8 protein-coding genes and 2 pseudogenes are annotated in these 12,096 nt (G+C 71.5%); 4 read left to right on the forward strand and 6 right to left on the reverse strand.

The window, feature by feature from the left end; genetic code table 11:
• Window positions 1–35: 35 nt before the first annotated feature.
• The gene (locus tag AC08OU_RS16570) at window positions 36–551 is read left to right on the forward strand and encodes a hypothetical protein (RefSeq protein WP_476605250.1); all 516 of its coding nucleotides are present in this window, start codon (window positions 36–38) and stop codon (window positions 549–551) included.
• Window positions 552–655: 104 nt separating this feature from the next.
• Here the strand turns inward: AC08OU_RS16570 and AC08OU_RS16575 are convergent, their stop codons facing one another.
• On the reverse strand, window positions 656–2,158 hold the full coding sequence (locus AC08OU_RS16575) for an MFS transporter (protein WP_476601006.1): 1,503 nt from the start codon (window positions 2,156–2,158) through the stop codon (window positions 656–658).
• A gap of 189 nt (window positions 2,159–2,347) precedes the next feature.
• Window positions 2,348–2,995 (reverse strand): TetR/AcrR family transcriptional regulator, encoded by a 648-nt coding sequence (locus AC08OU_RS16580; protein ID WP_462203816.1) that lies wholly within the window; start codon window positions 2,993–2,995, stop codon window positions 2,348–2,350.
• 326 nt (window positions 2,996–3,321) lie between these two features.
• Between AC08OU_RS16580 and AC08OU_RS16585 the strand changes: the two genes are divergently transcribed.
• Complete coding sequence (locus AC08OU_RS16585) at window positions 3,322–4,488, forward strand: alpha/beta hydrolase fold domain-containing protein (protein WP_476601007.1); 1,167 nt, start codon at window positions 3,322–3,324, stop codon at window positions 4,486–4,488.
• 223 nt (window positions 4,489–4,711) lie between these two features.
• Entirely contained in the window at window positions 4,712–5,752 is a 1,041-nt protein-coding gene (locus tag AC08OU_RS16590; RefSeq protein ID WP_476601009.1) for a universal stress protein, read from the forward strand.
• A gap of 75 nt (window positions 5,753–5,827) precedes the next feature.
• Here AC08OU_RS16590 and AC08OU_RS16595 read toward each other — a convergent pair whose 3' ends face one another.
• Window positions 5,828–6,907, reverse strand: a complete 1,080-nt coding sequence (locus AC08OU_RS16595; protein ID WP_476601011.1) for an LLM class F420-dependent oxidoreductase — start codon at window positions 6,905–6,907, stop codon at window positions 5,828–5,830.
• 33 nt (window positions 6,908–6,940) lie between these two features.
• Window positions 6,941–7,666 (reverse strand): class I SAM-dependent methyltransferase, encoded by a 726-nt coding sequence (locus tag AC08OU_RS16600; protein WP_476601013.1) that lies wholly within the window; start codon window positions 7,664–7,666, stop codon window positions 6,941–6,943.
• Between the two features lie 704 nt (window positions 7,667–8,370).
• Between AC08OU_RS16600 and AC08OU_RS16605 the strand changes: the two genes are divergently transcribed.
• Window positions 8,371–9,258, forward strand: coding sequence for a class I SAM-dependent methyltransferase (locus AC08OU_RS16605; RefSeq protein ID WP_476601016.1), 888 nt, complete (start codon window positions 8,371–8,373; stop codon window positions 9,256–9,258).
• Between the two features lie 24 nt (window positions 9,259–9,282).
• Here AC08OU_RS16605 and AC08OU_RS16610 read toward each other — a convergent pair.
• Together AC08OU_RS16610 and AC08OU_RS16615 are read right to left on the reverse strand one after the other, a co-directional pair.
• Window positions 9,283–11,079: pseudogene (locus tag AC08OU_RS16610) on the reverse strand (dipeptide ABC transporter ATP-binding protein); the annotation flags it as partial.
• Window positions 11,076–12,096 (reverse strand): annotated as a pseudogene (locus AC08OU_RS16615) (ABC transporter permease); the annotation flags it as partial. The pseudogenes AC08OU_RS16615 and AC08OU_RS16610, both read right to left, overlap by 4 nt.

A 12,096-nucleotide genomic window follows, 5' to 3' on the forward strand; every position in this document is an offset into this window, starting at 1 on the left:
CCCGGAGTTCCTCAAACGCATCCGGACGGCGAACCATGGCTCCTGACAGTCGGCCCGCCAGCCACCCGGGTCGGGATGCGGCCCGTCTCGGGGCCGTTCTCCTGCGCCAGGCGTCCGATCTGCTCGACACCCTGGACGTCCGGCAGCTCGACGATCTCATGGCGGGTCGGGCGCGGCTCGCGGTCGTCCCCGCGGCCACGGCCACACCCACACCCACGGCTACGGCTACGGCTACGGCTACGGCTACGGCTACGGCAGCAGACCCGGGCGGTCGTGCCGCGGCGGACGGCTCCCGGCTCCCGGCGTCCGTGGACGTCGAGAAGCTGCACGCGACACTGGTCGCCGCCGCGAGCCGGGAGGAAGCCCGGGAGCACCTGGCCGCCCTGGGCCGGATCCCGGTCCCGCAGCTACGGGCTCTGGCGGGCGCCCTGGGTGTCGACGGGGTCGGCGGCAGGGATCCGAAAGCCACCGTGATTCGAAAAATCGTGGACGGGACCATCGGTTTCCGGCTCAGCTCCCGGGCGATACTGGCCGGGGAATCCGAACTGTAGGATTTCCGATCACCACCCCAGCGCCCCCAGCGCCCCGCGGCCCTTCCTGGCCTGTCCCGGACGGACGAGGAAGGGGCGCGCGGACGGGGTGCCGCGCGGACGGGTCAGCCGGCGTGCGCGGGGACGACCTCGACGTCGGCGGTCGACTCCCGCCCGGCTCGGATGAGCACGATGATCACCACCGCAGCGAGCGCGATGAGGATGGCTCCCCACAGGAACGCCGTGGTGTAGCCCTCGATCTGCGCCTGGTCAAGGAGGGCCTTCCCACCCCGCCCGTGATCGGCCAGGTAGTTAGTGACGGCCGTCGCGTAGACGGTGTTGAGCAACGCGGTGCCCAGCGACCCGCCGATCTGCTGCGTCGTATTGACCAGCGCGCTGGCCACCCCCGCGTCGTGCGGGGCGACCCCGATCAGCGCGAGGTTCGACAGGGGCACGAACGAGAAGCCCATGCCGATGCTGATCAGCAGCTCGGAGGGAAGGATGTGCACGACGTAGCTCGAATCCGTCCCGATCGCGAGGAGCAGCGCCATCCCGACCGCCGCGAGCGTCGTGCCGGCGCCGGCGAGTACCCGGGGCCCGACGCGCGGCAGGAGCTGGCTGGCCAGCCCCGCGGAGACGATGATCCCGCCGCTGAACGGCAGGAACGCGAAGCCGGTCTTCAGGGCGCCGTAGCCGAGCGTCTGCTGGAAATAGTACGTCAGGAACAGGAACATCGCGAACAGGCCGGCCCCGGTCAGCAGCGAGGCCAGGAACGAGCCGCCGCGGTTGCGCTCCCACGGCACCCGTAGCGGCAGCAGCGGCGCGCTGGTGCGGGACTCGATGACGACGAAGGCCGCGAGCAGCACGACCGCACCGACCAGCAGCCCGATGGTGCGGGCGTCGCCCCAGTCGTCCTCGGCGGCCACGGTGAAGCCGTAGACCAAGGCCACCAGGCCCGCGGTCACCGTCACCGCGCCGGGCAGGTCGTAGCGGGCCTTGCCCTGCGCCCGGCTCTCGCGCACCACGGGCAGCGCGAGAGCCGCGGTGATGAGCGCGATCGGCACGTTCACCAGCAGGCACCACCGCCAGGAGGCGTACTCGGTGAGCAGGCCGCCGACGATAAGACCGATCGCGGCGCCACCACCGGAGATCGCTCCGTACACGCCGAACGCCTTCGCCCGCTCGCGGCTTTCAGTGAAGGCGACGGTGATCAGCGACAGCGCGGCCGGCGCGAGCAGGGCCGCGAACGCACCCTGCAGCGCCCGCGCGGCGAACAGCAGGCCGGCGTTCGGGGCCAGGCCGCCCAGCGCCGAGGCCAGCGCGAAACCGAGGAGTCCCCAGCTGAAGGCCCGCTTGCGCCCCAGGTAGTCGGCGACGCGCCCGCCGAGCAGCAGCAGACCGCCGAAGGCCACGGTGTACGCGGTGACGATCCATTGCCGGTTCGCGGTGGAGATGTCGAGATCGGCCTGCGCGTGCGGGATCGCGATGTTCACGATCGAGGCGTCGAGGACGACCATGAGCTGCGCGACAGCGATGATCCAGAGCGCGAGCCAGCGCCGTGGATCGGGCGAGCCGTCCGCCGCGTCCACCGGACGGTCCTCCGCCTGGTGGTCGAGGGTTGTGGTCACAGGGAAGCTCCTAGCCGATCGGGCCTGAAACGGGGACGAACGAACGCCACGAGTTCGCGCGAGGCGACCCGGTGCGGTGGGGATGGTGCCGGTGGACGGCGCCCCGGGACCGGGCGGTCCGTGGCGGCGTCGGTGACGCGACGGTGGCAGGGACAGGGCTATCGAACGAGCGTTCGAGCAGAGAATAGCTCAGGTGTTCGAGTTGGCCCCGGACGGGGGTGTTCCGGGCCGGAGTGTCGTTCCGGGCCGGCCAGCCAGTAACGGCATGAGCACGTCGTCCACCATATGATCGACGAACGCGCCGTCGAGCGGCTCACCGGTGACGAGCAGGCGACAGAAAATCATCGCCATAACGATCTCCATGATCACGTCGAAATCGGCCGACGCAGAGATCTCCCCCCGTTGCGAGGCCCGAGCGAACATGCAGCGGCCGATCTTCGCCTTGTTCTGCAGGATGTTGGCCTGCACGACCGCAGCCAGCCGCGGGGACTCGCTCGCGGCCCGGAGCACGCCAATGAGCAGCGCACCGTCGGGACCGGTAATCGTGTCGACCATGAGGCGCACCTCGGCGGCCAGGTCGTCCCGCAGGCACCCGGTGTCAGCCGGGACGCGGTCGCCGGGACCATGCCGCCGCAGGGCCTCCACGACCATCTCGTCCTTGCACGACCATCGGCGGTAGATCGTCGCCTTGCTGGCCCGGGCCCGGGCCGCGACCGCGACCATGCTCATCCGCTCATACCCGACCTCGACGAGCAGTTCCAGCGCGGCGTCCAGGATCGCCCGCTCCCGGGCATCGTCCCGGGGCCGGCCACGCCCGGCGCCACTCGGCGGGGAAATCGGTCTTCACCCTTCCGTCTCGGACGCTTCTCCGGAGTCGACGCGCATGGCCGCGACGCCGAGGAGAAGACGCAATGAACATTACCCTAACCAGAGAAACAGTACCGTACTGTACTGCAAATGCCAGCTCCCCACACCGTGTGGCGCTGGTCACATCTGCCACCCGTCACCAACACCCGCACGGGCTCCGGGCTCCGGGCTCCGGCCGCGATCCGGGTGTCCCGAACGGACAACACCCGGGGCCGTCCGCCTAGAATATCGGCAAACGCCAAGATCAAGGGATTCATCATGCGATCGGATGTTCGGGGCGGTTAGAGCGGCAGGGCATGATGACTGGCGGAGGCGAGAGTTCCGTCCCCGCTGACCCCTACCCGGCCGATCCCTGCCCGGCCGATCCCCGTCCCGCGGACGGCCCTCCGGAAGGGAGAATTGTCATCATCCGCTCCGCCCAGCACCGATTCCTCGCCGCCGCCACCGGCAGCATGCTCGCGCTCGGCCTGGGCCTGGCCGCGTGCTCCCGGCACGGCTCCGCCCCTCGCCCCGCGTCGCCGACAGCGTCGGGCCCGGGTGGCCCGAACAGCGCACCCGCGCAGGCCGGCACGCCCGAGGAGTCCGGCGGCATGTGGGTCCTGCGGGACGTGCCCTACGCGCCGGTCTCGCCGGCACAGCGGCTGGATCTCTACCGTCCCTCCCCGCCGGCCCCGACGGCAGGTGCCGAAGGGGCCCAGGTGACCCCCGGGACGGTCCTGCCGGTGGTACTCACGATCCACGGTGGCGCGTTCATGCTCGGCGACAAGCGGGACGACCTGCCGGTGGTCCGAGCACTCGTCCACGCCGGGTACGCCGTCGCCAGCTTGAACTACCGGCTGTCCGGGGAGGCGAAGTTCCCGGCCGCGGTCCAGGACGTGAAGGCGTCCGTCCGCTGGCTGCGGGCCCACGCGGGCACCTATGGCCTGGGCCCCTCCCGCATCGCCGCGACCGGCGCGTCGGCCGGGGCCTACCTCGCGGTGATGCTGGGCACGACGAGCGGCGTGGCGATGTTCGACGACCCGGGGCTCGGCAATCCCGGGGTGTCCAGCGACGTCCAGGCCGTCGTCGACTTCTACGGCCCGGTGAACTTCGCCTCGATGGACGCCCAGCTGCGCGCGAACGAGCGGTGCACCGTGGCTGACGCCCAGCACGACCAGCCCCACTCGCCGGAGTCGCGGTTCCTCGGCCGCACCGTGACGGCCGTGCCCCAGCTGGTCCGGGTGGCGAGCCCCCTGAACTACCTGAGCCGCGGGCCGCTGCCGCCGTTCCTGATCGAGCACGGGGACGCGGACTGCACGGTCCCCCACCAGCAGTCGCTGGAACTCGCCCACGCGCTGCGCGCCGCCGGAGCGCCGGCGGTGGACGTGACGATCGTGCCGGGCGCCGGCCGCGGCGGTGCCTTCCCGGCCCGGGAGCGGATGGGCGTCGTTCTGGCGTTCCTGCACCGCACCATCGGCCGCTGACGGCCGGCACACCACCCGGCGCTCCGTCGACCAACCACCTCTGCGGCCTCAGGCCACCTCTCCGACCTCAGGCCACCTCTCTGGCCTCAGGCCGCGGGCCATCCGGCAGGGTCATGACCGGCCGCAGGCCCCACCGGCTCACCCCGCGCGTCACGTCGCGGGGGTCACCTTCAGGCGGAACCATGGCAGTGACGGGGAGCAGCACGGCGAGAGGGTGATAGGGATGTCGGACACCGAGGCACAGTCGGACACCGCGGGGTACGCGCGCCCCGCCGGGCAGGCCGTCGAGGCGGCGGACGCGGAGTCCGCCGCCGGTGGGATCGTCGTCGGGGTCGACGGTTCACCCGCGTCCGTCGCCGCGATCCGGTGGGCCTGCGACGAGGCCGCCCGGCGCCTGGTCCCGGTGATCGCGGTACTGGTATGGGACGTCATGGGCGAACCGCGGCCGGTCTTCGAGACCGCGGCGAACGCCGACCGCGAGGGTCTGGCGCACGCCGCCACGCGGGTTCTGGACACCGCGCTAACCGCCGCCCGGGTCAGCGATCCGACAGTGCGGATCATCCGGCGGGTCGAGGAGGGCAGTCCCGTCCCGGAGCTGCTGCGGGCCGCGGCCGACGCGCGGATGATCGTCGTCGGCGAGCGCGGTCACGGGGCCCTGCACCGGCTGGTGAGCGGCTCGGTGAGCCAGGGTGTGGTGCACCATGCCTCCCTGCCGGTCGTCGTGGTACGGCCGGTCGCCCCGGCCGCCGGATCCGGCAGGCACCGGTCCGGAAAGCATGACCGCGATATGGCGAGCGGCGGCGTGGCGAGCGGCGGCGCGCACCAGCCCGTCGGCATCGACGACCGGCCGGTGGTCGTCGGCGTGGACGGCTCGGCCCCCTCGCTCACGGCACTACGGTGGGCCGTCGAGGCGGCGATGCTCCGCAAGAGCGCCCTGCACGTCGTGCACGCCTGGCACCTGGACATCCCGATCTACCCGGGGAGCTACGCCGATATCGGATCGGCGCTGGCGGAGCAGGCCCGGCAGACCCTCGACCAGGCCGTCTCCACGATCGTCACCGAGCACGCCGGCGGGCTGCCCATCCCCGTCAGGAAGGAGACCGTCGTCGATGGCCCCGCCCATGCGCTGCTGCGGGCCTCGGCTGACGCGCAGCTGCTCGTGGTCGGCAGCCGCGGGCACGGCGGCTTCGCCGAACTGCTTCTCGGTTCGGTGAGCCACCAGTGCGTCCTGCACGCGCACTGCCCGGTGGCCGTGGTCAGGTAGCGGCCCCGGTGGCCCTGGTCGGTAGCGGCGCGGCCCGTGGTCGGGAAACCGGCGCGGTCCGTCCGGCGAGGTCGATCAGCCGATGCCAGCCGGCGTGGGGATGCGGGGGCGCAGCGTGCTCAGCAGGCCGAGGACCCGCTCGGCCAGGTCCTGCTCTCCCCCGCCAGCCGATCCAGTTGATCCGGCTGATCCGGTCGATCCGGCGGTGTCCCACGCTCCGAGCAGGAAGGACGGAGTCAGGCGGACGTAGAGCTGGACCGCGGTGACCCCGGGCTGCACATATGCGGCGATCTGGTCGCGGCACTGCTCGGGCGTGCCGTGGATGAACAGGGCGTCGATGACCTCGTCGGGTAGCGCCCGGGCGGCACCACGCTGGTCCCCGGCGGTCCAGCGCTCGTGGGACTCGGCGAGCCGTTCGCCGTTGCCGAGCCATTCGTGGAAGGCGTGGTAAGGGGTCTGGTTGAGGATCCAGGTGAGGAACGGCCGGCTGTCGCGGCGGGCGACGTTCGGATCGGCGTTCGGGCTCACGAAGACCTTCACCACCAGCTCCTTGCCCGCTGGCTGCGGTCCGACGGCGGCACGGACCTTGATCATATCTTCGGGGGACAGCAGATTGGTGACGGCACCGTCCCCCTCGGTGAAGCCGAGCTTGAGCATGCCGGGCCGCATCGCTCCCAGGATGACCTTCGGCGTCTCGATCGGAGGATTCGGTAGGACGAAGCCGCGGATCGCGAACGTGTCGAAGGCGCCGGAGACCACCTCGCCGCGCAGCGCCCGGGTGAGGAAACGAAGCGTGTCCCGGGTCCGACGGAAGGGCTCGTCGAACGGGATGCCGTTGAGGTCGGTCACGTGGGCGGGCACCGACGAACCGATGCCGAGGACAAGCCCGCCGAACGTCAGATCGGCCAGGGTCGCCGCGGTCTGGGCGAGCACCGCCGGGCCGCGGGTGTGGACGGGCACGATCGCGCTCGCCAGGCGCACCCGGGGATCCCAGGCGGCGGCGACCGCGAGCGGGGTGAACGCGTCGACGCCGCCGCCTTCGGCCGTCCACACGTCGCTGTAGCCGGCGTCAGCGAGTCCCGTGACGATGCGTCGATGGTCCCGCAGCGGGATGCCGGGCAGAGGAAGAGTGACACCGAAACGCGGAGTGGTCACGGGAGTACCTCACGGGTGGTCGACGGTGTTCGGTCAGATGGTCGTCGCGGAGACGGAGGACAGAGACGGAAGGGCGGGAGTTCCCGCGCCCGGAAGCTCAGGCCGGGGGCGCCGGCCCCAGGCAGCGATGATGCTGGGCCCGAGGTCGAGGAAGTCGGGATCGGCGAGCAGGGCCAGGGCCGAGTCGAGATCGGCACGGGTGAGCAGGCCGCTGTCGACGAGGTAGTCGGCGGACTGGCCGAACGTCGCACGCCACAGGCGCCCGATCTCGTTGGAGCCGCCAACCGGGTAGTACGTGGCGTGCAGACCGGTGTCGACCAGGCCCGCCCGGGTCAGCGGCGCCGGCAGCGTTCGCCCCCACCACAGGTCCGACCCGATCGACGACGCCATCGCCTGGCCGATCGCCTCGAAGGCGTGCCGGAATCCGTCGTGCGGTGACGAGTCGACCGGGGACAGCACGAGATCCTCAGTGACCAGCCAGCCGCCCGGGGCCAGCCAGGAGACTAGCCGCCGCAGCACCTCCTCACGCTCGGGGATGTGCATGAGGACGGTGCGGGCATGGATGAGGTCGAAGGAACCCGGCTCGAAGTCGTGGGTGCGCACGTCCGCTTGGACGATCCGCAGGTTCGACCGGCCGGCGTCGTCGAGGAAACTCGTGCTCACGTCGACCGCAGTCACCTCCCCGCCGGGGAACCGGTCGGCCAGCCAGTAGGCGACCGAACCCGCACCGGCACCGAATTTCCAGGAACCGCCCTCCATCGGCGATTCCCCGCGCCTCGAGAACGGCGTGCGTGGCCGGGTCCACCTGTGATTCCAGCAGTTGCAGCCAGCCGAGTTCCGTGGAGATGTCGTGGCTGAGGATGCCCTGGACGTATCCGACCGACGTGTCGGGCGCGGAACGCTGCGTAGCGATCACGTCTCGCGCCGGCGCCAAGGCCGCATCGGATCCCGTTGTACTGGTCATCGTCTCCCCTGGGCATGGTTCTGGGCCCGTTCCGGGCGGTCGCGGCCAGGTCCTAGACCGGTTGCGGACCAGTTCCGGTCCGGCACGGCGGTACCGATTCCTGCATGGTTTCCACTGTCGTACCTGGTTTTCACTGTCGCGAACAGTTTCCGCGTCCCGGACCGCGACCCATTCCAGTCGGCTCGCGGCGGCTGGTCCAGAGGCATCACGGTGCTGTTACCAGCACTAAGGAGTCGAAATGAAATAACTTGCGCGTTTCGAACCCTCCACAGGCCTGTGACCTGCGATGATGCTCTCGATCACGTATTTGTTACTTCATTACGTCCCCTAACAGGATGTCGACTATGGACGCAGAAAGCTATCTTGACCCCACACGAACACGATGCCTAATTTCAAAACGCAGGGCACGGAACTCGGCACTTGGCACGAGCCCGTGATGCACGATGGCGGACCGTCAGTACGTCGGATCGGTTGGCATACCTCGGCTGGGGAGAAACAGATGACGCAGACCGTCACGGCACAGGCGGCCCGACTCGGCGGGTACGACGACGCCAGCCGGCTTCGGCAGGCTCAGGACACCGACTGGGTGCTCGAGTTCGCCGATCCGACCGCCCGGTCCGTCGCCGATCTCGGCTGCGGCATCGGTTCCCTGCTCGCCGCGGCGCTCGACCGCCTGCCCGACGCCGTCGACGCCCTGGGCCTGGATCGTGAGGAGTCCCGGCTTGCCGAGGCTCGACGCAAGCTCGCCCCCTACGCGACCCGGGTACGGTTCCGCTTCGTCCAGGCCGATCTGCGCCGGCCCCCGCAACTGGCCGACGATGCGGGTCCCACGGCGTTCGACCTGGTCACCCTCACCTCGGTCCTGCACTGGATCCACCCCGACGAGGAGCAGCTGGTGCGGTGGATCTCCACGCGACTGCGGCCCGGCGGCGCCTTCCTGCTCACCACCCACCATCCCGAGCACGACGAGTACGGGTTCGGTGGCAGCGACGACCTCGCCCGGCAGGCCCTGGTCCGGCTGGGCCATGCGGCCGAGGACGTACCCAGGCTGCTGGCGGCGGCCGGGATCATTCCGATCGCCGTACGCACCCTGTCCGTGGACGACACCGCGACCCTGCTCGACGCGTACTTCGACATCGACGGCGTCGACGAACGCCCGGCGGTCGTGCGGGCCGCGAACGGCGAGGAGTACCAGCGGTTCCACGCGGCGACCTTTGGCACCTACTACAGCCGGCTCGTCGGTGCGGACCGTCAGGAGGACTACTTTCGGGCGATCGGGGAGGTCGCGCGGCACCGCCTCGACACCGACGGGCACATCACCCAGATGCCGGTACGGCTGTGGCGCTGTCGGCCAGGGGCGTCCCGGCCTGCGGAGACGGCCCGGTAGCCGCTGGGGGGTAGGCGGTCCGGGGAGCCGGGGCACCGCGGCGAGCAGCCGTACGGTGTAGGGGTGCCGGGGGGCGGTGAAGACCGTCTCCACGTCCCCGGACTCGACGACCCGCCCGTCGTACATCACCAGGACCCGGTCGCTGAGGTGCTGCACGACGCCGAGGTCGTGAGAGACGAAGACCATGGCCAGGCGGTGGGTCCGGCGCAGGTCGACGAGCAGGTCCAGGACCTGGGCCTGGATGGACACGTCGAGCGCGGACACCGGTTCGTCGCAGATCAGCACCTGCGGTTCCACGGACAGCGCCCGGGCGATGGCCACCCGCTGCCGCTGCCCGCCGGACAGCTCGACCGGTCTGCGCCGTAGTTCCCGCGCGGAGAGCCCCACCTGTTCCAGCCGTCGGACGGCGGCGTCGCGGCGCTCGGTTCGCGCGACCCCACCCACCCGCAGCGCCTGCGTCAGGATCCGGCCCACCGTCAGTCGTGGGTCGAAGGACCCCAGCGGGTCCTGGAAGATCGCCTGGATCTGCCGGCGGCGTGGTCGGCGGTCACGCTCCGGCACCCAGCTGCCCCAGCCGCCCCCAGGACCCGACGGGCCGACCCAGGGAACGCCGCCGAGCAGCACCTCACCCGCGTCGGGTTCGGTCAGACCCAGCATGATCCGGGCGAGCGTCGTCTTCCCCGAACCGGACTCGCCGACGAGCCCGAGGGTCTCCCCGCGGCGCAGCGCGAAGGAGACGTCCCGGACCACCTCGCGTCGCTCTCCGTCCGCCGTCCGGAACGCCTTGCGCAGTCCCGTCGCCCGCAGAAGGATCTCGGCGCCGGTCGAGCCGCCCGCGTCGAGCCCGGCAGACGCGAGCCCGGCCGCCGCGATCCCGGCCGCCGCGATCCCGGCTTCGTCGACGGGTCCGGCCAGCCGGCTGCCCCTGGTCCGCGCGGAGGGCACGGCGGCAAGCAGCTCGCGGGTATAGGCGTGTGTGGGATCGCCCAGCACCCGCTCGGTCGGGCCACTCTCCAGGATCACTCCGTCGCGCAGCACGGCGACCCGATCGGCGAGCCGGGCGACGACTGCCAGGTCATGGCTGATGAGCAGCAGTCCCATCCCGCTCTCGCGCAGACCGGCAAGCAGATCGAGGATCCGGGCCTGGACCAAGACGTCGAGAGCGGTGGTCGGCTCGTCGGCGATGAGCAGGTCCGGAGTGCCGGCCAGCGCCGCGGCGATCAGCACCCGCTGGCGCAACCCGCCGGAGAGCTGGTGCGGGTACTGCCGGGCACGGACCTGTGGATCAGGAATACCGGCCCGCGCCAGCAGCATCGCGATCCGGGGGCCACGTTCGGCCCGCGCGACTGGGCCCTGTGCCCGCAGCGCCTCGTCGACCTCCTGCTCGACCCGCCGCAGCGGATCGAGGGAACCGAGGGCGTCCTGGAGCACCAGGCCGATCCGGCGGCCACGCAGGGCGCGCCATTCCCGGTCCCGCAGCCCGATGAGGTCGGTCCCGCCCAGGCGCAGCCGCCGGGCCTGGACCGTCGCGTCCGCTCCGGCGAGTCCGACGAGGGCGCGGGCGGTCACGCTCTTACCCGATCCGGACTCGCCCACGAGGGCCACACACTCCCCCACACCGACATCGAAGGAGATTCCCCGCACCACCTCGACGGCCCGACCGCCCCGGCCGAAGGAGACCCGCAGCCCGTCGACGGTCAGCAGGGTCGCGGACGGCTCCTTCGCCCCCCGCGCGCTCAGAGGTGTCGAACCAGGGGGCGCCGACCCCAGCGGTGCCGAGTTCGGCGGTGCCGGCGGTGAGACCTGCGGCTGGTCGTTCACGGAGTCCGTCCCTCCACCCGCAGGCGGGCATGGCGGCCGAGCACGGTCACGGCGACGACAGTGGCGGCGATCGCCGCCCCGGGGAACACCACGACCCACCAGGCGGTGTCGATGACGCCTCGGCCGTCGGCGAGCATCGCCCCCCACTCGGGGGCCGGCGGCTTCGTACCGAGGCCCAGGAAACTCAGCGCCGAACCGGAGATGATCGCCGTCCCGATGCCGACGGTGGCCAGCACGAGCAGCGGTCCTAGCGTGTTCGGCACGATGTGGCGCAGCACGATCACCGGTCGGGGCAGGCCGAGCGCCACCCCGGCGTCGACAAACCCGGCATGGCGGACGACGAGGGCACGCGACCGCACAACCCGCGCGTAGCTGGGGACCGCCGCGATGACGAACGGAGCCTCCAGTGCGGTGTCAAGTCCCTCCCGCAGCACCTGGGCTGGGCGAGGACCCCGGCGATCGGCAGGGCCAGCGCGGACGCCGGGAGGACCAGCCCGGACGGGCCAGTGGCGCCGGCGCTGGGAAACCAGCCGAGGTGCGCAGAGAAGAGGGTGATGAGCAGGATGCCGATCCAGAACGTCGGGCTCGACACGACGAGCAGCTCGGCGCTGGTCGCCAGCATCCGGCCGAGCCGGTGGGTGGTGCCGCCCCGGCCGGCGGTCGACACCGCGAGCCCGATCGCCAGCAGCGCGGCGAGCGCGGACGCTGTGAGCGCCAGCTGCACCGTCGGCCACACCTGACCGGACAACACCTCCACGACCGGCCGCTGCAGCTGGTAGGAGGTGCCGAGATGGCCGGTCACCAGGCGGCGCAGCCAGGTGCCGTACTGGACGACGAGCGGCGACTGGAACCCGTACGTCTCGTTGATCTGCTCCCGAAGCTGCGGCGAGATCCCGAACGTCGGCCCGATCAAAGTGTCGACGGGATCACCCGGTACGACGTGCAGCGTCACGAAGGCCAACGTCGCCGCGCCCCACAGGACCCCGGCGCCCACGACCAGCCGGCGCAGCAGGAACC

This window comes from Frankia sp. CcMO1 (assembly GCF_977945845.1).